At 24.9% G+C, this 22,696-nt stretch carries 24 protein-coding genes; 19 read left to right on the forward strand and 5 right to left on the reverse strand.

Features of this window, described 5'->3' with window-relative positions; genetic code table 11:
- The first annotated feature begins 125 nt into the window (after positions 1–125).
- Together aroC and hemB are read left to right on the forward strand one after the other, a co-directional pair.
- Entirely contained in the window at positions 126–1,349 is a 1,224-nt protein-coding gene (aroC, locus tag MBCUR_RS04730; RefSeq protein ID WP_067090863.1) for a chorismate synthase, read from the forward strand.
- Positions 1,350–1,358: 9 nt separating this feature from the next.
- Positions 1,359–2,333: a porphobilinogen synthase gene (hemB, locus tag MBCUR_RS04735; RefSeq protein ID WP_067090866.1), complete on the forward strand. Its 975-nt coding sequence runs from the start codon at positions 1,359–1,361 to the stop codon at positions 2,331–2,333.
- Positions 2,334–2,410: 77 nt separating this feature from the next.
- On the opposite strand, the gene MBCUR_RS04740 is transcribed toward hemB, so the two are convergent.
- Positions 2,411–2,746 (reverse strand): HEPN domain-containing protein, encoded by a 336-nt coding sequence (locus MBCUR_RS04740; protein ID WP_067090869.1) that lies wholly within the window; start codon positions 2,744–2,746, stop codon positions 2,411–2,413.
- 6 nt (positions 2,747–2,752) lie between these two features.
- Positions 2,753–3,109 carry a nucleotidyltransferase domain-containing protein gene (locus MBCUR_RS04745; protein WP_084269499.1) on the reverse strand — a complete coding sequence of 119 codons (357 nt, stop codon included), beginning with the start codon at positions 3,107–3,109 and terminating at the stop codon, positions 2,753–2,755.
- Between the two features lie 200 nt (positions 3,110–3,309).
- On the opposite strand from MBCUR_RS04745, the gene MBCUR_RS04750 reads away from it, so the two are divergent.
- From MBCUR_RS04750 to MBCUR_RS04765, 4 genes are all read left to right on the forward strand, one after another.
- The gene (locus MBCUR_RS04750; RefSeq protein ID WP_067090930.1) at positions 3,310–4,122 is read left to right on the forward strand and encodes a TatD family hydrolase; all 813 of its coding nucleotides are present in this window, start codon (positions 3,310–3,312) and stop codon (positions 4,120–4,122) included.
- Positions 4,123–4,296: 174 nt separating this feature from the next.
- Positions 4,297–5,232, forward strand: coding sequence for a triphosphoribosyl-dephospho-CoA synthase (locus tag MBCUR_RS04755; RefSeq protein ID WP_067090872.1), 936 nt, complete (start codon positions 4,297–4,299; stop codon positions 5,230–5,232).
- A gap of 271 nt (positions 5,233–5,503) precedes the next feature.
- Entirely contained in the window at positions 5,504–7,045 is a 1,542-nt protein-coding gene (gene pheS / locus MBCUR_RS04760; RefSeq protein WP_067090874.1) for a phenylalanine--tRNA ligase subunit alpha, read from the forward strand.
- 250 nt (positions 7,046–7,295) lie between these two features.
- Positions 7,296–8,195: an alpha/beta hydrolase fold domain-containing protein gene (locus tag MBCUR_RS04765; RefSeq protein WP_067090877.1), complete on the forward strand. Its 900-nt coding sequence runs from the start codon at positions 7,296–7,298 to the stop codon at positions 8,193–8,195.
- A gap of 142 nt (positions 8,196–8,337) precedes the next feature.
- Here the strand turns inward: MBCUR_RS04765 and MBCUR_RS04770 are convergent, their stop codons facing one another.
- Entirely contained in the window at positions 8,338–8,805 is a 468-nt protein-coding gene (locus tag MBCUR_RS04770) for a hypothetical protein (RefSeq protein ID WP_067090880.1), read from the reverse strand.
- A gap of 35 nt (positions 8,806–8,840) precedes the next feature.
- Positions 8,841–9,257 carry a CBS domain-containing protein gene (locus MBCUR_RS04775; RefSeq protein ID WP_067090882.1) on the reverse strand — a complete coding sequence of 139 codons (417 nt, stop codon included), beginning with the start codon at positions 9,255–9,257 and terminating at the stop codon, positions 8,841–8,843.
- A gap of 466 nt (positions 9,258–9,723) precedes the next feature.
- Here MBCUR_RS04775 and nikR point away from each other — a divergent pair, with 466 nt between their 5' ends.
- The 5 genes from nikR to MBCUR_RS04800 all read left to right on the forward strand — a co-directional run bounded on the left by nikR (position 9,724) and on the right by MBCUR_RS04800 (position 12,884).
- The gene (gene nikR / locus MBCUR_RS04780) at positions 9,724–10,149 is read left to right on the forward strand and encodes a nickel-responsive transcriptional regulator NikR (protein ID WP_067090885.1); all 426 of its coding nucleotides are present in this window, start codon (positions 9,724–9,726) and stop codon (positions 10,147–10,149) included.
- Between the two features lie 175 nt (positions 10,150–10,324).
- Positions 10,325–11,191 carry an rRNA adenine N-6-methyltransferase family protein gene (locus tag MBCUR_RS04785; protein WP_067090888.1) on the forward strand — a complete coding sequence of 289 codons (867 nt, stop codon included), beginning with the start codon at positions 10,325–10,327 and terminating at the stop codon, positions 11,189–11,191.
- Positions 11,184–11,717 (forward strand): hydrogenase maturation peptidase HycI, encoded by a 534-nt coding sequence (gene hycI, locus MBCUR_RS04790; protein ID WP_169805794.1) that lies wholly within the window; start codon positions 11,184–11,186, stop codon positions 11,715–11,717. The genes MBCUR_RS04785 and hycI overlap by 8 nt, the downstream gene beginning before the upstream one ends.
- Before the next feature lie 183 nt (positions 11,718–11,900).
- Positions 11,901–12,137, forward strand: a complete 237-nt coding sequence (locus tag MBCUR_RS04795; protein ID WP_067090890.1) for a hypothetical protein — start codon at positions 11,901–11,903, stop codon at positions 12,135–12,137.
- 69 nt (positions 12,138–12,206) lie between these two features.
- Positions 12,207–12,884, forward strand: coding sequence for a TIGR02253 family HAD-type hydrolase (locus MBCUR_RS04800; RefSeq protein WP_067090892.1), 678 nt, complete (start codon positions 12,207–12,209; stop codon positions 12,882–12,884).
- A gap of 73 nt (positions 12,885–12,957) precedes the next feature.
- On the opposite strand, the gene MBCUR_RS04805 is transcribed toward MBCUR_RS04800, so the two are convergent.
- The gene (locus MBCUR_RS04805) at positions 12,958–13,641 is read right to left on the reverse strand and encodes a DNA polymerase domain-containing protein (RefSeq protein ID WP_067090895.1); all 684 of its coding nucleotides are present in this window, start codon (positions 13,639–13,641) and stop codon (positions 12,958–12,960) included.
- 213 nt (positions 13,642–13,854) lie between these two features.
- Between MBCUR_RS04805 and MBCUR_RS04810 the strand changes: the two genes are divergently transcribed.
- From MBCUR_RS04810 to MBCUR_RS04845, 8 genes are all read left to right on the forward strand, one after another.
- Positions 13,855–15,135 (forward strand): ATP-grasp domain-containing protein, encoded by a 1,281-nt coding sequence (locus MBCUR_RS04810; RefSeq protein WP_067090897.1) that lies wholly within the window; start codon positions 13,855–13,857, stop codon positions 15,133–15,135.
- Between the two features lie 258 nt (positions 15,136–15,393).
- Complete coding sequence (locus tag MBCUR_RS04815) at positions 15,394–16,524, forward strand: glycosyltransferase family 4 protein (RefSeq protein ID WP_394329080.1); 1,131 nt, start codon at positions 15,394–15,396, stop codon at positions 16,522–16,524.
- A 143-nt stretch (positions 16,525–16,667) separates the two neighbouring features.
- A complete protein-coding gene (locus tag MBCUR_RS04820; RefSeq protein WP_067090902.1) occupies positions 16,668–18,278 on the forward strand; it encodes a Mur ligase family protein in 1,611 nt (536 codons plus the stop codon).
- Between the two features lie 310 nt (positions 18,279–18,588).
- Positions 18,589–19,032, forward strand: a complete 444-nt coding sequence (locus MBCUR_RS04825) for a hypothetical protein (protein WP_067090904.1) — start codon at positions 18,589–18,591, stop codon at positions 19,030–19,032.
- Positions 19,033–19,116: 84 nt separating this feature from the next.
- Positions 19,117–20,304: a hypothetical protein gene (locus MBCUR_RS04830; RefSeq protein WP_211265127.1), complete on the forward strand. Its 1,188-nt coding sequence runs from the start codon at positions 19,117–19,119 to the stop codon at positions 20,302–20,304.
- A gap of 636 nt (positions 20,305–20,940) precedes the next feature.
- Positions 20,941–21,348 carry a DUF356 domain-containing protein gene (locus tag MBCUR_RS04835; protein WP_067090913.1) on the forward strand — a complete coding sequence of 136 codons (408 nt, stop codon included), beginning with the start codon at positions 20,941–20,943 and terminating at the stop codon, positions 21,346–21,348.
- A gap of 175 nt (positions 21,349–21,523) precedes the next feature.
- Complete coding sequence (gene pyrF, locus MBCUR_RS04840) at positions 21,524–22,174, forward strand: orotidine-5'-phosphate decarboxylase (RefSeq protein WP_067090916.1); 651 nt, start codon at positions 21,524–21,526, stop codon at positions 22,172–22,174.
- A 133-nt stretch (positions 22,175–22,307) separates the two neighbouring features.
- Entirely contained in the window at positions 22,308–22,553 is a 246-nt protein-coding gene (locus MBCUR_RS04845; protein ID WP_067090921.1) for a DUF5654 family protein, read from the forward strand.
- The last annotated feature ends 143 nt before the right edge of the window (positions 22,554–22,696 follow it).

A 22,696-nucleotide genomic window follows, 5' to 3' on the forward strand; every position in this document is an offset into this window, starting at 1 on the left:
TTATAATATTTCATTTATTAAATTTAATTTTCAATTTTCATTCAATACTTTAGTAAACTAATAATTTAATTAATATCAAATAATTTCAAAATATGTTTTAAAAATTAATAAGTTTAGATGATTTTATGACAAACACTATGGGAAATATATTCAAAGTAAGTACTTTTGGCTCTAGCCATGGCAAAGCAATTGGGGCTCTTATTGATGGTTGCCCAGCAAATTTAGAGTTAAATGAAAAAGATATTCAAAAAGAATTAGATCTTCGTCGTCCTGGAACAAGTTCTATTACAACTTCACGCCATGAATTAGATAAAGTTGAGATCCTTTCAGGAATTTTTGAGGGTAAAACAGACGGTACTCCAATTCTTGCACTTGTTTTTAATAAAGACAATAAATCTAAAGACTATTCTTCACTAAAAAATACTCCTCGTCCAGCTCATGGAGACTATACTTGGAAGACAAAATTTGGAAATTATGATTACAATGGAGGTGGTCGAGGCAGTGGAAGAGTTACCATTGGTCATGTAATTGGTGGAGCCATTGCTTTAAAAATTCTTGAGAAATTTAATATAAAAATAATTTCTCATGTTACTCAAGTAGGAGATATTAAAGCTAAAAAAGTTGGATTAGATTATATTGAATCAAATACTTTAAAAAACTCTGTTAGAACTGCTGATTTAAATGCTGCAAAAGAAATGGAAAAACTTATTTTAGGCTTAAAAGCTAAAGGAGATTCTGTTGGTGGTGTTGTTGAAACAATAGCTATTGGAGTTCCTCCAGGTGTTGGGAATCCAATTTTTGAAAAGTTGGATGGTGAAATAGCCAAAGCTTTAATGAATATAGGTTCTGTAAAAGGTGTGGAACTAGGTTTTGGCTTTGATTTGGCTAAGGATACTGCTTCCAAAACTAATGATGAGTTTTATATTGAAGGAAATTTAAATTCTAATTATATAAATCCTAATTTTAAATATGCTCCTTTGCATTATGGACATTCTAATCTTGGTTCTAATGATCTTGGTTCTAATGGAAAACATCAAAATAAATATGAAGAAAAAGCTATTTTAGCTACTACAAATACGTCTGGAGGTATTTTAGGAGGAATTTCTAATGGTATGCCTATTGTTACTAAAATTGCTGTTAAACCAACTCCATCTATTTCTTTAAGTCAAAATACTGTTGATTTAGAAAAAATGGAAAACACAGCTATAGAAATTAAAGGAAGGCATGATCCTTGTATATGCCCACGAATTACTGCAGTTAGTAAATCAGTTTTAGCAATTGTTATTTTAGATGGAATGTTAAGGGGAGGGTTTATTCCTCTAGACAATTTAAATAATCTCATATTTTAAGGTGAAACCATGAGCTTTCCAATTACACGAATGAGACGATTAAGAAAATCTCCTGAAATTAGAGAGATATTTTCACAGGCTAAGTTAAATAAAGAAGACTTAATATGTCCTATTTTTATTAAAAAAGGTTTAAAAAATGGTGAAAAGGAAAAAATTCTAACTATGCCTGATGAATTTAGATATTCTATTGATGCAGGTGTTGAATATTTAAAAGATCTTGAAAAAAAAGGCTTAAGATCCACTATCATATTTGGGTTACCTCTTAATGAAGAAAAAGATAGTGTAGGCTCTCCTGCTTTTGATGATGATGGAATTGTTCAGCAAACAATTAGACGACTAAAAAAAGAAACAAATTTAGTTGTAATAAGTGATGTTTGTCTTTGTCAGTACACTTCTCATGGACACTGTGGTATTGTGGAAGATGAGAAAGTTTTAAATGATGAATCATTAAAATATTTATCTAATATTGCTCTTTCACATGCTCGTGCTGGAGCAGATATTGTTGCACCATCAGACATGATGGATGGAAGAGTTTTAGCCATTAGAGAAATATTAGACAACAATGGTTTTGAAGATGTTTTGATTATGAGCTATTCAGCCAAATATGCATCTAATTTTTATTATCCATTTAGGGATGCAGCTTGCTCAAAAATGGCTTTTGGAGATAGAAAATCTTATCAAATGAACATTTCAAATTCTTCAGAAGCTATTAGGGAAAGTGAACTTGATTTTATTGAAGGTGCGGATGTTTTAATGGTTAAACCTGCTATGACTTATTTAGATATTGTTAAATCATTAAAAGATGAATTTAATTTACCCATAGCTACTTATAATGTAAGTGGTGAGTATTCCATGTTAAAATCAGCTATTTCAAATGGATATTTAACTGAAGATGCGATTATGGAAACATTAATATCAATTAAAAGAGCAGGTGCAGATTTAATTATTACTCACTTTGCAAAAGATGTTCTTGAAAAGATTTAATTTGTTTTTAATTGAATATTTTAAATGTTTATGTTTGTTTAATCTTTTTCTTCTTATTTCAAAATTATTGAAGCATCTTATAAAAATCTTCTACATTCACCAATAAAAATTTCAGCTTTTTCTAAACTCTTGTCAGCTTTAATTTCATTAACTGTATTAAAGACATCATAATCAACATCTTCTCGTATCTCTTCTAAGTTTGGAAAAATGTTGAATATTTCTTTTTCAAAGTTGTCTAAGTTAACATATTGTTTTCCAAATTCGCTAATGGTTCCGCTATGTGTTTTTGTGCGGATTCCTTTTTTGACTAATAATGCATTGGCAACATGAAAAACTGCATAATATGATCTGTTTATTGAAGTTTCATATTGTTCCATTTCTAAATTTAGCCGTGAGGAGTCTAATTTGACAATGCTTTGTTAAATTGTAGTTCCACTTCCTCCAATTAAAACACATTCATTTTTTATGTTTTTAAAAAATAAACTTTTATTTTTGTGTAAGTTATAGTAATTTATATTTTTTATTTTCACGGATATGTATTCCATTGTTTCTAATAGAAAATTTGATACTTTATTGTATGCCTCTTTTTCTATTTTGTTTTCATCATGAATTATAATTAAAATATCGATATCAGAATCTTTTTTATCCTCTCCACATGCAACAGAGCCAAATAAAATAATTTTTTCAATATCTAAATAACCCAATGACTTAGCAAAATTAATAGCAAGTTCTTTTCTATTAAGTTCTTTTCTGTTAATATTATTTTTTTTCTCCATGATTTTGTTTTTTTATGGGTTTCATATTTTCTCACCATGAGATATTTATTAACATTAAGCATTATTTTTATTTGATATAAATTTTTTCATTTTATACTAGATTTTCTTTTAAATTATTTTATGAATTTATTTCTATTATTTTTAATTAATTTTATTAATGTCTTTAAATATAGTATAAAATAATGAATAATGAAAATTTAATGAGTAATGAAAATTGCAAATATATTGATATTGGAGTAAATTTACTTCATAAATCTTTTAATAAAGATAATGATGAAGTAGTTAAAATGGCTGAATCAGTTGGAGTTTCCCCTTTAATTATTACTGGAACCACTGAAAGCAATAGTCTTGAAACAATAAAGTATATTGAGGAGTATAATAAAACTCATGGAAATAAGCTATTTTCAACAGCTGGTATTCATCCACACAATGCTCAAGATTTTAATTCTCAGTCAATACCTAATCTTGAAAAAATGGCTAAAAATCCATATGTGGTGGCTATTGGTGAATGTGGTCTTGATTATAATCGTAATTTTTCTCCTCAAGATGTTCAAAGATTGGTTTTTGAAGAACAGATAAAATTAGCTATTAAACTTGAAACTCCTTTGTTTTTACATGATAGAGAATCTTTTCCTGATTTTTCGGATATTTTAGAAAAATATATAGATGACATTCCTAACTTTGTTGTTCACTGTTTTACAGGTAAAAAGGAAGAGCTTGAAAAGTATTTAGAGCTTGGTGCATATATTGGAATAACAGGATGGATTTGCGATGAAAGAAGAGGTCAAGATCTTTTAAAATTAATCAACGAAATTCCTTTAGATCATTTTATGATAGAAACTGATGCTCCATTTCTAATACCTCGTGATTTAAATCCAAAACCAAAATCCCATAGAAATAGTCCTTTACATCTCCCCCATATTGCAGAAACTATAGCCAATGAATTAGGTGAAGATTTAAGTAAAATTGCTAACATCACACATAAAAATTCAAAAAAATTTTTTAATCTTTAATTATTTTTAATCTTTAATTATTTTTAATTTTTAGTTTATTTTTAGTTTATTTTTAGCTTACTTTTAATTTATTTTAATTTATTATTTTAATAATTTTTAATATTTATTAATAATATGCAATTTTAATAAAAAACTTTATTAAAAGATCATTTTTAAACATTCTTGGAGAGTTATATGGAATCTAATAAAATAGAGAAAATAAGCATAATAGCAAAAATGGCTCAAATAGCTAGTGTTTTAGAAGTTAGTGGTTATCCAAAACCAGGTAATGTTCATAGGACTCGTGATTTTGCTGATATGATTTTTGAAGATTTTTTAATCAGTGGTGTAGTGATAGGCGAAATAGTAAAAGAAGCAGCATTAAATGGATTAAAAATCAAAGAAACTAAAGACTTTAAAAATGCAAATTTAGGAAAATATATTTTTAAAGGAGTTTTGGAAACAGATAAATGGGTTAAAAATAATACAAACCTTGGAATTTTAATGATGATAATTCCAATTTCTATTTCAGCAGCTATTAGTGAAAGTTTCTTTCAATTACAAGATAATATCTCAGTATTAATGAATAATTCAACTGTTAATGATGCTATTGATTTGTATGATGCAATAAACCTTGCTGATGCTGGAGGAATGGGAGATCAAGAGAATTTTGATGTGAATAGCAAAAAAGCTAAAGAAGAGCTAATAAATAATAATCAGACAATGTTTGATGTTTTAGCCATTTCTGCTTCATGGGATAGTTTAGCTAGAGAATTAACATCAAAAATGCCTATAGCTTTTGATTTAGGATTTGTTAATTATGTTGATTTTAAAAAACAATACTCTCAAAACCTTTCAACAGTTTTAACATTTTTAACTATTCTTTCCAATGTTCCTGATACTTTAATTTCAAGAAAGTATGGAGATGAACAAGCAGAAGAAATTAGTGAAATGGCTGAAGAAATAATCACTGGAAATGATGACTATGGTAGTGTTGATTTTATTAAAAAAGTAAAGGATTTAGATGATTATTTGTTTGAAAATAAATTTAATCCAGGAACAACAGCAGACTTAACAGCGGCATCAATATTTTTAAGCTATTTATATGAGTACTTTATGGATTTTGAATAAGAATGTTTTTTATTTAAAATTCTTAATTTTTTTAAACTTTTAGTTTTAATTTATTTATTTTATTTTAATTTTCAGTTATATTTAATAATTAAAAAAAATATATTATTTTGTGATACATAATTTAATTATTTTATGATACATAATTTAATTATTTTATATACATAATTTAATAAATTTCTTATTTTTTTTATTATTCTAATTATTTTTATTATCTTAATTATTTTTTTATTATTTTTATTATTTTAAGTGTTTTCATGTTTAGGTGTGTTTAATGAGTCAAACAGTAGAAAATATTATTAATGAGCTTCCAATTTATGAAAAAAAACTTTTAAAAACTCTAAAAAAAGATGAGATAAAAGTTCCTGAAGAAATAGTAAAGGAAACAGGAATGGATATTAAATCTGTAATGAGTGCAACAGGGTCTCTTGTTTCAAAAGACATTATTTCAGTTAACACAATAGAAAATGACTTTGTTTCATTAACGGATGTTGGATTAAAATATGCCAATGATGGATTACCTGAAAGAATTATTTTAAGTGTTCTTATTGATAAAAAGGAAATAGCAATTGGTGATTTATCAAATTATCTTGAAAAAAAAGATATTAAGATAGCTATTGGTTGGTTGGCACGTAAAAAATGGGCAAAAATCAATAAAGGTGTCTTATATATTTTAGATGAAGGTGAAAAGAAGGGTAGCTTAAAAGACAACGATGAAAAATTATTATATGAGCTATTAAAGTCAGATACAATTAATATTTCTGTATTAAATGAAAATTTGTTAAATGGATTTAAATTATTAAATTCACGGAAAAATATTCTAAATATTAAAAAAACTAAAAATCATGAGATCTTAATCAATAAATTAGGTTTAGATATTTTAAAAAAGGGTTTTGAAATTAAGGAAGATGCAACGCAATTAAGTCATGAACAATTAAAAGATGGAAGCTGGAAAGACTTAAACTATAGACCTTATGACATTAATACTGAGTTTCCTAAAATATATCCTGGAAAGGCACACCCTTTAAGAGCAATAATTGAAGAAATTAGAGAAGTATTTTTAAATTTTGGTTTTACTGAATCAATTGGTCCTATTTTGGATTCTGCCTTTTGGAATTTTGACTCTTTATTTCAACCTCAAGATCATGCTGCCAGAGAAATGCAAGACACATTCTACATGAAAAATCCATCAAAAGCAGAGTTACCTAATGAAAATTTAGTGAATAAAGTTAAAAATAGCCATGAATTTGGAGGTAATACAGGTTCTATAGGTTGGAATTATAAATGGGATGAAGAAATAGCTAAACAAACAGTTTTAAGGACTCATACTACAGGAATTTCTACAAGATTTCTATCACAAAACCTTCCTCCATTAAAGATGTTTTCAATTGGTAAAGTATTTAGAAGAGAGACTATAACTTATAAACATTTGCCTGAATTCTATCAAGTTGAAGGGATTGTAGCTGGAGAAAATATTAATTATCAAAATTTATTAGGCGTTTTAAAAGAATTTTATAAAAAATTAGGTTTTGAAGTTAGATTTAGACCTGCTTATTTCCCATACACTTATCTTTCCACTGAATGTGAAGTTTACTTAGAAGAAAAAGAAAGTTGGATTGAGCTTGGAGGTTCTGGAATGTTTAGACCTGAAGTTTTAGAACCATTAGGAGTTAATGTTCCAGTTTTGGCTTTTGGTTTAGGAATTGAAAGGTTAGCAATGATTAGATATGATATTTCAGATATAAGGATGTTGTACAAAAGTGATATTAAATGGCTAAGAGAATTACCATTAACTAATGGAATAAATTTGGATTAATCTTTTTTAAGCTTTTTAAACTTTTTTTAATCTTTTCTAAACTTTTTTTATTATTTTTATTATTTTTATTACTTTTTATTCTTTTTATTACTTTTTTTTTTAATCATTTACATTTTAAGTTACAGTTTTTAATATTTACTTTGTTTTAAATTGGTTATTTTGAATTTTAAAAAATTAAATTCTATTATTAGCAAAAACAGATTTGAAAGCTCCATTATTGTTTTATATGTTCTAAGAGGTAGATTTTCTATTGAGCTTACAGTTAAACTTTCTAAATTTTATTACAAAAATTTTTAGAATCAATAACAGATATAAAAAAACAGGTGAAGAATTTATAAAATATATTAATAAAAGACAAAAAAAGGTTTCTTATCCTTCTAAAAAGATGAAAAGAAAGTATAACATTAATAAAAAGGTTTTAAATAACCATGAACTTTTTTACTTAGAGAAAAAGAATAATTTAAATAAAAATAAAAAAATAATTTTATATTTACCTGGTGGGGGTCTTGTTTTTCCAATAACTCCTTTTCATTGGAATTTTATTGATTGGATTTTAAATAAAACAGAATTTGGTGTTTATGTAGGTCTTTATCCATTAGTACCTAAATTTAATGTTGATGATGTAATGAATTGGTTGGATTTAGCTATTGAAGAGATAATGGATAAACATCCTGATTTTGAGATAATTTTAATAGGAGATTCTGCAGGAGCTAACATTTCTTTATCTTATAGTCAATGGAAAATGAATAAATGCTTAAAAGAACATAATAACGGTTTTTTAAAGAATATTATAACTATTTCTCCTCTTGTAAACTTCAATTTAGAAAATCCTGAAATATTAAAACGTGAAAAAATTGATAATATTCTTTCAACACCTACTTTAAAAGCAATAGCTAATATCTACAAAGCCACTCATGAGATAGATATTCCTTTTATCAGCCCAATAAATGGTAATTTTGAGAAATTCAATGTTTTAATGTTTAGTGGTACAAAAGATCTTACTAACCCTGATACTCATTTAATGGCTTTGAAGTTCCCATCAATCCAATATTTTGAATATTTAAACCTTCCTCATGTTTTTCCATTATTTCCAATACCTGAAGCTAAGGATTCAAAAGAAAAAATATTAGAATTTATAAATGAAGTTTAAACAACTGTTAACTGTGTTGTAATTGAATGTATTGGGTGGATATATTTCATAGTATTGATTAAAATGTATTAATTATCCTTAATTAATTGAGAAACTTTCAAAAATTTTTTCTTTTAATTTTAATGCTTTTTATTTTTTTGTTTTAAATATTAAGTTTGTAAAACTTTCCATCAGTTTTTAATAATTTTTTAATTATTCCTTTTTTTTCAAGAGATAACAATATCTTATACATTCTTAAATTACTTAATTTTAAATCTCCATATAGTAAATATCCTTCTAAAATATATTTTGAAACAATTTTGTCATCATTAATTAATTTTTTTATAATTTCAAGTGTTTTTTCTTCTTTTTCATTAATCTCAGCCGTTTTTACTTCTTTTTTTGTTTCAACAGATGAAATCTCTTTTTTATTTTTTAAATATCTGATTTTTGAATGGGAGTAGTCAATTGTTTTTTTTTTATTTAATTCAGATAAAATATCATTTAATTCATGTTCTGTAATTCCCAATTGCATTTTTAATATATTTTGAGGGATTCCTTCACTGTATTCAAGATTTAATGCTTTTATTTCGTTTAAAACATATTCTTCTTTTTTTGTAATTGTAATCATTTTATCTATTAATTGTAATCATTTTATCTATTAACTCATATTTCCATATTTTTGTTAGGAATGAGGAAGTTAGCAGCAACTAACCTACAAATGTCGGTTTTGGTAATGACTCCAACAGCTTCATCATTATTTAAAACTAAAAGTCCTGAAACATCTGCTCTTAACATTAAATTAGCAGCATTTTTAACTTCTTCTTTACTGTCAACTGTAACAATTTCTTTTGACATAATGTCTTCAATTTTGTCTTGATTTTGTTCATAATTATGGTCACTTAAGTTGTTTAAAATACCAATTAAATCACTATAGGAAATAACACCTTTAGGGTTGTTTTCATCATCAAAGACAAATAATCTTCTAACACCATTTTTATACATCTTTTCAAATGCTTCGTATGGGCTTGTGTTTAAATTGATAGAAATTATTTTATTATTCATTACTTTTTCTATTAACATATTATCACATTTTAATTTTATATTATGAAAATATTATAAACATATAAAATATTTTAAAGATTTTAAAAGTAATTTAAATATATTTTATAAGTATTTTAAAAATAATTTAAAATTTAAGTTATTAATATTAATTTATTTTTACTGTATTGATAATTTTATTTTATTAATATATTATATAATTTATATGATTTTAAAATTTTCAATTTTTTTAATAACAAATATAAATAATCAATTAAAAAGATATAAATAACATGAAAATCTTATATTACTTTTAAATTAACATTTAATTTATTAAATTAATATTTAATTTACATTTATTAAATTAATATTTAATTTACACTATTTATTATATTATTTTAATTACATTATATTAAAATTTTTTTATTTATTTTTAATATTTGTAAACTATATATTGGTCTAATGAATTAAACATTTAAGAATCATAGACTAATTTGAGGTTGATAAAATGAGAATAAGTATGTCTTTGCCAAAGAAATTGCTTGCAGAATTTGATGAAGTTTTAAAAGAAAGAGGATACCAGTCTAGATCCAAAGGTATTAGAGATGCATTAAAAGATTATATTCTCAGATATCAATGGATGAGTGAAATGGATGGAGAAAGAGTTGGGATAATTTCCATTATTTACGACCACCATTATACTGGAGTTATGGAAAACTTAGCTGATATTCAACATTCTCATAGAGATGAAATCAGCACAAGTTTACATATTCACATGACTCATAAGTACTGTATGGAAGTAATTATCGTAAAAGGGGATGTTTCAAGTATTCGTGAGCTTACTGAACAAATGATGAGACTCAAAGGAGTCGAGCATGTTAAATTAACCAGTACTGCAAATGGTGAAAAAATAGACTCTTCATTTTTAAATTAAACTTTTTTCAGTTTTTCATTATTTTTTCTTTTTTTATCTTTTTTTTATTTTTTCTCATATTTTATACTATTTTTTTATTTTTTCTTATAGTTTTATGCTATTTTCTTATCTTTTCTTATTTTTAATTTTATTTTTTCACAAATTTTAAATCATATTAAATATACAATAGTTTTTAATGAAATTTAAAACAAATTCATATCATAACAATTTATTAATGGATGTGGAAAGAATAGCTTTTTTTCAAGAAGCATTAGACATCTTAAATTCAAGAAAGAAAAAAATTAACATTGCCTATGATTTAGGTTCAGGCAGTGGTATTTTAGCATCATTGGCTTCTAAAATTTCTAAAAAAGTAATAGCCATTGAAAAAGATCATTTAATATGTAAAATGGCTAGAACAAATTTAAAAAGCTTAGATAATGTTGAATTTATTTGGGAAGATGTTTTAAAATACAAATTTAATCAAAAAGCAGATTTAATAATCTGTGAAGCATTAGATACAGGATTAATCGATGAAGAAGAGGTTTTAATATTAAATCATGCTATAAATAGCTTAAATGATGATGGAATTATAATCCCTGACTCTGTAATAAATATAATAGAACCTGTAAATATGGATCATCCTTTAATTCATTATGAAGATGTTGAATATTCAATAAGTAATATTGATACTAATGAATCTAATAAAAAGCAGTATAATTTAAAAATTAATAAATCAAAGTATAAACATAAAATATTAGGTAATTATAAATTATTAAATTCAATTAATTTTTATAAACTTAATGATCCAAAGGTTAATGAGAAAATAAAATTTAAAATAAATACTAATGGCTGTTTTAATGGCTTAAAAATTAGAACTTTTACTGTTTTTAATAATCAATTAATTATCTCTCAAACTCCAATGTTAAATCCTCCATTATTTATTCCAATTGATGAAATTGAAGTGAAAAAAGGTGATGAAATTAAAGTTAATATTAAATATCAAATGGGGGGAGGATTAGAAACTATTGATGTTTCTTATAATGGTGATTATAATGAGTAAGCTATTAAGCTCTTTTAAGGAATTTTTAAAATATTATGATTATGAAAATAACTTAAATAAATTAATAATCATGGGAATTGGTAATACTTTAAGAGGAGACGATGGTATAGGTGTAATAATAATTGAAGAGCTTCAGAAATATTTTAATCATAATTTTCACAAGAATATATTTGAAGAAAAAAATATTTTGTTATTAAATTGTCAATCTGTTCCTGAAAATTTTACTGGCTTAATAAAAATGGAAAAACCAAGCCATTTAATCATTTTAGATGCTGTTTTATTAGATGATGATCCTGGAACAATAAGATTAATTGAGAAAGAAGAAATTTCTAATTTTTCATCCTCAAGCCATTCAATGTCTATTTCATTTTTTATAAAATTCTTAGAAGAAAAAATCAAATTTAAATCCATAATATGTGGGATAAATCCAAAATCAATGGAAATATCTACTAACTTGTCTCAAGAAATAAATTTATCTAAAAATATTATTGTAAATACATTAATTAATCTTATTGAAAGCTTATAATTTTTTTTAGACTAACTAGTTTTATGTTAGAATATAAATGTAAATAAAATATAAATTTAATTATTAAATAATATATATTAAATATTATGATAAATATTCAATTTTAGAAATTAAATTTATTTAAAGGAAAATTTTATATAAAATTGGTTAGATAAATATTAATTAATAAATGGAGATGTTTATGTGAAGGTAAATAAATTAATATTCAAGCAGAAAAATACTGATAATCCACTATCATTTGAAGTAGGTCAAAAAATAACAACTGATGAATTTGAAAGTTTAATTAAAGGATATATAATAGCTCAAATTAATGTTAATCCTAAAATTGGTTTCATTGAAATCAAAACAGACAATGATAATTTCCTTTGGTATTCATTAAATGATATTGAGTTTTTATCATTTAAAATAAGTCCAGAATAATTTTTTTTTAAATTTTGAATTCAGTATATCTATTCATTATATTTTACATTAAGACTTTTTAATGATAAAATGAAAGTAATATTCTTTGATATTGATGATACATTATTGGGCACTTCTAACTTTGCTAAGGTCGCAAGAGAAGCAGCTATTAACATGATGGTTGAAAATGGTCTACCATTATCCCATAGTGAAGCTTATAACTTATTACAAGAAATTATTGTTGAAAAGGGTTCTAATTATAATAAACACTTTAATCTTTTAACTGAGAGAGTTTATGGCAAAGAAAATCCAATGTTAATAGCTTTAGGGATGGTTAGTTACCATAATGTGAAATTTGCTTTACTTAAACCATTTGCAAAAACTTTAGACATTTTAATTTATCTTAAATCAAAGGGGTACCGTTTAGCAGTTATTTCTAATGGAAGGACAATAAAACAATGGGAAAAATTAGTTCGCTTAAATTTACACAACTTTTTTGATGAAGTAATTACCTCTGAAGAAGTTTCTATAGAAAAACCAAATAAAGGGATTTTTGAAGAATCTTTAAAAAGAATGAATACTAAAGCTGAAAACAGCATTATGGTTGGAAATAAGTTTGATGTTGATGTTTTAGGGGGATTAAATGCAGGAATGGATGGTATTTTAGTAAATTCTAATTTATCTGAAGATAAATTAAATGAAATCCGTAAAAACTATCCTGAAGTAATTATTATTGATAATATTTCTCAATTAAATGAATATCTTTAAACATATCAATTTTTTTATATTTTTATATTTTTATACTTTTATACTTTTATATTTTTATATCGTTTTTGTTTTTTTAAAAAAATGCATCTAAACTTGATTGTTTTTCTTTTTCTCCTAATTCTATTAATTTTTCTTTAGTATATCCAAATGATTCCATTATTCTTGATACTGCAGGTATTATTTGGTGATTAATATAATAATCAATATCATATTCATTTCCATCACTATAATCATATGGAATCGCCCTTTCTCTAATTAATCCTTTACCTTTAATAATTACATATTGAATAATAGTTCCTTTACTAACATCAATTCCTTTTGCTTTTAGTTGTTGAGCCGCAACAACATGTGGTCCAGTATTTTTGTAGTCCGATAGTTTTTTGGTAATTTGTGTGTGGATAATTAAGTCTTTCATTGGAATCGTGCCAGTTTTTATATCTTTTAAGACTTTTTTTATGCTTTTTACAGCATCATCCACATTACCTTCACTTAAAATGCTCATTAAAACTTTTTGTTGTATCTGTTTAGCTACTGGAGCCCAATCCCTCCTAACAAGTTCTAAACCTTTAGCTATAATGGTTCCATCATCAATAACAGCATATCTTTTTTTACTTACAAAGAATCCTCTTCTATAAAAACCTTCATATTCTAATTCCATGCTTTCAGGTAGTTCACTATTTAGTTGTTTTAAAAATAATTGAGCTTGATTTTTAATAGTTTTTTCAAGTGTTAATTGTTTTAATGATTCACTAGCCATTTAAAACCTTTTTTTATATAATTTTTGCATAATTTTTTTTAAAATTTGTTATAATATTATTGTTTTATTTGTATTTATAACTTGTTGTTTTATTTATAAAAGTCCATCAATTTATATTACATTTTTTAGTTTTTACATTTTTTTTTAATTTTAGCTATAATTCAACTCCTCATTTGAAAAAATATATTAAATAGCTTTTTCAAAATTAATCATATGAAAATACTTTTTATTGGAGCACGTTTATTTGATGATGTAAGCTTTTTTCTTAAAGAAAAAGAAATATATAGTATTTTAACTGAATCAAATCCTAATGCAGATAATTTAGAATTAGCTGATGAAGTTCATATTGTTTCAAGAGGAATGGATGAGCCTAAAAAGATAGCTATTGAAAATAATGTTGATGCAGTTGTTCCTTTAATTGGAATTGATCAACCATTAATGGATGTGGCTATTTTAAAAGAAGACTTGGAAAAAAATCATAATATTCCTGTAATTTGTTCGAATAGATCAGTTATTGATATTTCTTCAAATAAATTTAAAACTAAAGAATTTTTTAATTTGAACAATATTAAAACACCTAAATCATTTATCTTTACCAACAATAAAACTTGTGATTTTAATAGCACTAAAAATAAAATAGAATTCAATTTAAATGGTGAAATATTATCTTTTAATTGGCCTATTGTTTTAAAACAGAAAGAGGGTCAAGGTGGATCAAATATTAAAATTGCTAAAAATTCAGATGATTTTAAAAGATACATTGAGAAATTTAATGAAACTTTAGTTGAAGAGTTTATTGAAGGAAGTGAAATATCTGTAGAGGTTTTATCATTCAATGAAGAATATTTCCCTATTGTTCCTGTTTATAAAGGAGAAACTAGTTTAGATGGTTGTCATCCAATAAAAAGAGTTCGTTCAGCTCCATTTGAAATAAATTCTTCAAATAATTTAAATAATTCTATTAATTTAAATTCTATTAATTTAAATAATTTAAGTAATTCAAATAGTTCAATTAATTCAAAATATCTAGATGATTTATATCATTCAAAATTAAATTTTATTATGAATGTTTCATTATTTATTGCTAAAAATCTTAAATCTGAGGGAACAATTGACATAGATTTTATTTACTCAAAAAAAAATAATCTGTTTTATGCTATTGAAATAAATACTCGCCCAAGTGGCACTAGATATTTATCCTATGGAGCAACAGGTATTAGTCCTTTAATTCAATTAGTTTATATGGCTTCACATAATTTTAGTATAGAAAATTTAAATAACGAAAAAAAGGATTATTATTCCTTAGAAGTTCCTGTAGGAAATTTTAATGGAGAAGTGTTAGATAAATCTCCTAAAAAGTTTATTAAAAATTCTTGGATAGTCCATGGACCTAAAAATCATGAAAGAATAACATTTTCTGGAGAAAATAAGATGTTAGTATTTAACTTAGCCAAAAAATTACTTAAAAATCATGATTTGAATTTAGAATTTTAATCAAATATATTTTAATATTCTTTTTTTAATGTTCTCTATTATTTTTTATTTACTTCTAAACATCTTCATTTTTTTTTTGGGTTAATTATTTAATAAAAATTTATATATTAAGAAAATCAATCTTTATTATATCTAAATTTATTATAACTTATAATACCTTCATCATGTTTATATTCATTTTCTATAATTGTTTTTAAATCCTATTAATTCTTTTAATTTTTTTTAAATATTCTTTAAATATTCTTTAATATTTTTTTAATCTGTGGTAAAATGAGTGTTTTACATCCTTTAGGGAATTTAACTTTTAGTTTAAATAGTGTAAGTGTTGTATTTTTATTAACACTTTTTATATCTATTCTATTTAGCTATTTTATAAAAAGAATTTTTGCAAATGCTAAAATTGGTGATAATCCTATTGTTAGTGAGCATAGACATAAAAGTGGAACTCCTACTATGGGAGGTATAGCTTTTATCTTTACAATACTTTTAATAGCTGGAATTTATATTAAAAATCAATATATTGTAATAACAGCTATTTTAATGGTAACAGCAGGAATTGCTGGTTTAATAGATGATTTAATTGGGCTTAATGTAAAAGAGTATCAAAAATTAGTAAAAAATGTATCTGACAGTGATATTAAAATAGGTCTTTTAACTCTAAAACCTGGAAATGAAGCACGAGCAGCTACAGATAATGCAAAAAAAATTGTTGATTCTCTAATTGAAAGCGAAAAACTTCAACTGGTTTCAAAAATTCCTATTAAAACTGAAATTGGTGAAGGAGAAAAAATCATAATTCAACTTATTATTGGTGTTTTTTTAGTTGTTGGTGCATATTCCACAGGGCTTATTACAAGTTTAGCTGGCTTTTCCCTGGGTATTTTAGCCATTCCAATAATTTTAATTGGTATTATTGGTGCAATTAATGCAGTCAATCTAATTGATGGTATGGATGGCTTGGCTGCTGGAATAATAGCTATTGCTTCATTTTCTTCAGTTGTTTTTATGTATATAAATGGAAACATTGCAACTTCTTACCCTTTTATTATTTTAACTGCTATTTGTTTAGGATTTTTAGTTTTTAATAAATATCCTGCTTCTATATTTATGGGAGATACTGGTTCTTTTGTTCTAGGTGCAGGATATGCTACTGCAGTTTTTATTTGTGATATTCCATACTTTGGTGTTTTAGCTTTGGCTGTTCCTATATTATCTGTAATTATTAGTTTATTACATAGAGCAAAAATTATTAAACTTCCAGTTGAGCCATTACATCACACTTTAAATTATATGGGATTTTCAGAGAAAAAGATTATTGCAATTTATTGGTCTCTAGCCATTGTTTTTTGTTTAATTGGCTTAATATCTAGTCATTTTCTTTTTAATTAGTTATTGATTAAATTATTATTTATTTTCAATTTTTTCATTTTTATTTATTTTATTCTTATTCATTTATTTTATTATTTTATTTTTAGTTATTTTTTAGTTATTTTTTTTTTTTATGTATGTATGTATTTTTTTATTGTGATATTATGGATTCTTCAATCAAATTTACTATAAATTCTTTATCAAAGATTATTGGTGGAACAATCAAAGGTACAGATAGTCTTGATGATATGAAATTAATAAAAGAATTTAATGGTGTTTTTAATATATTGTCTGATGCTAAAAAAGGAGATATTATAATTAGACATTGGATTGATGAAAAAGGAATTCAATTGGCCTATCAAAAAGGTGTTTTAGCCATTATTACAGAAGATATTAGGGGAACTGCACTTGATGTAGCTGAATCTTTTCATTTTCCTGTGATTGTTGTTGATAAAATTGAAATTGCCAATGCGTTTGCTTTAAAATACACATTGGGACAATTTGGGGCAGATTCTAAAAAAATTGTTGTTAGTGGGACAAATGGAAAATCAACAACTTCTCATTTGATTTATCACATTTTAAAATCTTCTGGTTTTAATGCTTTTACAAACACTGATTCTAAATCAGAATATAATACTTTAATAGATCCAATGGCTTCAAAATTAATCTCAGACAACTATGATGTTACAAATCCTTATGAGTATATTGTTATTGAAGTTTCTGAAGTTCAAGGGTGGTTAAATAAATTAATGAAAAATCATGCTTATTTAATGAGTGAAGCTGTTGATCCTGATGTTGCTGTTGTTACAAATATATCATTAGATCACATTGGACTTGTAAACTCCATTGATGAGGTTTTTAATGAAACTTCAGGCTTAGCTCGTGGGATTAATAATGGTTTTTTAGTTTTAAATTTGGATGATGAAAATGTTAAATCTATGGCTAAATTTGCTGATGATAAAAATAAAAATGTAAAAACATTTTATTTTTCATTTTTTGATAATGAGCTTATTAAGAATACTAATATTGATAGTAATAATAATAGTAATAGTAGTAATAATACTGAAAAGTATAATGAAAAAGAATATTACAAGTCTATTATTGATTTGAATGCTCTCTTATTCTACAGTAGTGAAAAAAAAGGAATTATCTACAAAAATGAATTGGTTTTAGAATTAGATGATTTTCCTCTAAAAAGTAAACATTTTATTCAAAATATACTGGCTGCATTTTCTGTTTGTGTTTGTTTAAAAATTCCAATTGAAAGCATTAATAAAGGAATTAAATCATACAAACCACTAAAAAGAAGATTCAGTACAATTCATCTTAATCCATTAATTATAGATGATTTTGCACATAATCCTGAAGGGATTAAAGCTACAATTAATGCTGTAAGTAAATTGGATTATAATGCCTTGTGGATTATAAATGCTATTAGAGGTTCAAGAGGTTTAGATATTAATAGTCTTAATGCTAATAGTTTAGTTGAAGCTATTTTAAACTTATACAAAAATGAAAAATCTAATTTAAATTTATTGCTTACAAATAGCGTTGATGTTGTAGATGCTGTTAATTTAGTCACAGATGATGAAAAAAACATATTTTTGGATGTTTTAAAGCAAAATAATATTAATTTTAATTTTTATGATAAATTAGAAGAATCATTGCTTAAAGTTTATGATGAATCTAATTTAAATGATGTTATTTTATTAATTGGTGCTCAAGGCATGGATCCTGCAGAATCAGTACTTAAGAAAATTATAGACAAGAATTAATTAATTTAAATATTTTATGGTTAAATACTTTTTTTTGTTTAACTTTATTAAAATGTTTCTAAAATAATATAGTTATAAATAATATAGTTATAAATAATATAGTTATAAATAATATAAATTATAAATAATATAAATTATAAAGATGAAATTTTAATAAATTATTTTATTTTCTTAAGTATATTTTACTAATTCTTTATTTTACTAAATTATTGCTTTATTATTATTTATTAAATTACTATTATTAAGTTACTATTTTAATAAGGCAATTTTATTATATTATTAATTTAATACTATCTTTTGAGTGAAAAACATGTTTTTTAGAATAAAAAGAGATACATTGATTATTTTAGCATTGGCTTTTATTTTAATTCTTTGTGGAAGAGTAGTCACATATGTAGGATTTGCATCTTCTCCTGAAGTGGAACAAGGAGTTCCAATTGCTGGGATTGTTATAAAAGGTAATGATATTACTCCTTTAGATAGTATTAAAGTCAATGTAGCAGGGTCTGGTTTAAGACAAGGAAGCTATATTAAGGGGGACATGTTAATCACTTCAAAGAGAGAACTGCCCCTGAATGAAGCTATTAAAAATGCTGAATATTTTGCAACCTTAACCACAATTTCAGGCACAAAGCTACAGCCAATTGTAGCTGCTGATGTTCAGGTAGATAAAACCACTGGAATTGTAACAGTAAATGTTGTTGAAGACTTTTCATCCATTGATTTTAATAAAAAAAACAGAGCAGTTTTATAGGAGGATATATATTTGAATAAAATTTGGAACTATTTAATAATAATTCTTTTGCTGTTTGCCATTATTGGAGCAGTTTCAGCTACAATGAATGTTATAGTAATAACAGATCCTAGTGGAGAAGATCCTAATGGTGCTGCAGCAGGAAGTATGTCCTTTGGTAAAAATATGTTCATGTCAACCTTTTTAATGTCTAAAGAGCATCAATTTGTTGTTCTTTCTGGTGGTGAAGGTAATGGAAGTGTTAGGCTTAGAGCTATTGTCAATTCAATTAGTGTATTAGATAATGGTGCTACTGCAGCTTCTGGTGCTGCTGTTGCTTCTTCCTATGCAGGTATTCGTTTAATGGTTGGTGGGCCTTCAATTGGAGCTGCAGTAGGTGGCTCTTTTGATGTTTATGTAGTAACAGTTGAAGATGACAACACAATTAAAATAACTCCTTATAGTGGTGGTTTAGCAGTACTGCCACCAGGTAAAAAAGGAGCAATTATTCACTTAAGGAATACAGAAGGAAATCCAATGTATGGAACGGCTACAGCTGTTAGGCGACAAGCTGCAGTAAACATTGGAAGAATGATTCGTGATGGTTATTCTGCAACTACAATTGTAGGTCAAACTTTTAAAACAGTATCTATTGGTTCTGGTGAAAAATATGGTGGTGGGGCAGTTAATTTAATATCTGGAATTTCAACAGGAGACATGTTTACTCCACAGGTTTTAGATACTCAAGGATATCCAATGGACGAACCATATGGAAAAACTTGTCCCACCTGTGGTTGGAGTGTTGGTTTTCCAACAGCTGAGAATTATGATGTTTGTCCAAATGACGGAACTCCTTTAAACACTTTTTATGCTTATGATTCATTAGCCAATGCTATTACTGTGACAAAAGACACGGTATTAGTTTCAACTTATGGAACTGAGGCACCAGGTATTCATAGTACAACATCAGCCATTGTTCAAGCTTCGGTTAAGAAGTATGGATATAGCTCAGTTGAAATAGCTACTTCTATTAATAAGAACATTAAAAATGGATTGTTGGTTGGAGTTAACTATGTTGAACCAAAAGACATAAATGTTAGAAAAGAATCTAATGCTGTAGGAGTTTATTTCACCCCACTTCCAGAGGGACGTTCTTCTCCTCCATGGGATCTTCCTATTAGCTCCTTTTTCTTAAATGTGCTTGGAAATATTCAAACAGTTATTGGTTTTATTTTGATTATTCTTGTAATATTTAGACGAAGCCTTCTAACTAATTTCCAAAAAAGAAAATAGACTTTTACAATTTATTTTTTTATTTTTTATTTATCCATATATTTATTTTATTTCATTAACTAATTTTATTTCTTAATATCTTTTTTTTGTTTTTTTATAACTTTTTTTGTTTTTTCTTATTTGTTGCTGAATGGCAAACTTAAGTTAATTGAACAATGTTCAATTTATAATATTTTAATTGTAAAAAATTCTTTATATCTAAATTATTTAAAAATTCTTCATTTTAGCATATAAACTAATTGAACAAAAATAATTATCATCTATCATTTTTATGTTTAAAAATTTTTTTATGGCAAAGTTTATATATTGATAAATATAAATATAATTTTAGTTTTATTAAATACTTTAAAAAAAATAAGGTTTAATAAACATTGAATTTTTTTTAAATTTTTTATAAAAATTTAAATTTTTAATAGATATAACATATTAAGTGTTTAACATTGAAACCATTAGATTGTAATCTAACTATAAATTAGCCTTTTTTTTCTTTAACTAGCTATTTAAATTAGCTATTTTATTTAATAAATGGTCAATGTTTATTTTGAGTGATTTTATATTAATAAAAACTTTAATATAATAAATAATTACATTAAATAATTATAAATAATTATATAGGATATCAATAATTGTGATAATATGGCATTAATTTTAATTCGTGGAGAAAACAATACTAAATTATTAAGTGCAATTTTAGACATTGAGCGTCATGCAAACTTATCATTAACTTCAAAACCTAAGGTTATTGAATCAATCTTTGCTGATCAGTTAGTTGAATCAATTTTAAAATCTCCTTTACGTAGTTTATCAAATGCAGCTTGTGCATTTTTTGTCAAAGAAGATATAACATTAAGTATTTTACAGGTTAAAACAATTCATCCTCCTGCTCATGTAATTGTGGTCAGTAATGAATATCCTGAGTACGACAAATTAATAGATGTCTTGGATACTCAAGAGGATTTAGATGGATATACTTTTGTTAAACCAAAAACCCCTGAATTAATGGATTATAGAAAGGATTATCTAACTAAAACAACTCATCAGTAGTTAAATTTTATTAATTTTTATTATTTTTTATTATTTTTTTTTAATTATTTTTTTAAACTTATTACTTGATATATCAATTATATTTTTCTATTAATTTATACTTTTTTTATCTTTTTTTTTAAATATTTTGATTTTAATCATTAATTTTAAATAATATTTAAACAGAATTATTATTATGGAAGTTAAAAATAACATTATATTAGCATTAGATTTAATGGACATAATTAAATCTTTTGAACTTGTTGAATCAATATCTAAATATATAAATACAATAAAGATTGGATACCCTTTAACTTTAGCAGAGGGATTAAAATCTGTCACTGTTTTTAAAGAAAACTTTGAATTTAATACAATTTGCGATTATAAAGTGGCTGATATTCCAGCTACAAATGAAAAAATAGCTGATTTAACATTTAAAGCTGGAGCAGATAGTATTATAGTCCATGGATTTGTTGGCAAAGATAGTGTAGCTGCATCATGTGATGTTGCTTTAGAATATGGAAAAGAAATATTTTTACTTACTGAAATGTCTCATCCTGGTGCTATACAATTTTTAAAAGGTAAAGGAGAAAAAATAGCTGAAATGGGTCTTGAATTGGGTATTAATAATTATGTTGCTCCTTCAACACATTTAGATAGGCTATCTTCAATTAGATCTGTTCTTGGAAAGGATAAATTCATAATTTCTCCTGGTGTTGGAACTCAAGGAGGAAATCCAAATGATACTTTGAAATATGCTGATGCATTAATTATTGGTAGATCAATTTACAATGCAGAAAACCCTGAAATAGCTATTAAAGAAATTATTAAAGAAATTACTGTTTAAACTAATTTAAGAGGTTATTATTTATTTAATATATTTATTTAATATATTTATTTAATATATTTATTTAATATATTTATTTAATATATTTATTTAATTGTTTTGATACTAGTTATTCGTATATAGAGGTGAAAATATGACTGATTCTGTTAAAGTTGAAATTTTAAAAACCACAGCTACATTAATTACTACTGCATTTGCATTAGTTGCTGGTTTAGCATGGAATGAAGCTATTAAAGCAATTATTTCTACTTTTTTCAAAGAAGGTAGTGCAATTCCTGGATATTTGACTTATGCAATAATTGTCACAGTGATAGCTGTTTTAGTGGCTGTTTTGTTTGCAAGAAGTTTAGGAAAATTAGGCATAGAATTAGATGATTAATTTTATTTTTTTTTTAAAATTTTATATTTAATTTTTGTCCAATTTTTCTTTTTTGATTTTATTTTATTATATTTCAAATTTACATTGATTTATTTTTTCTATTTTTATATGAATTATGCTTTTTTTTTTGATTTACTTTGTAT

Source organism: Methanobrevibacter curvatus (genome assembly GCF_001639295.1).
Lineage (GTDB): Archaea > Methanobacteriota > Methanobacteria > Methanobacteriales > Methanobacteriaceae > Methanoflexus > Methanoflexus curvatus.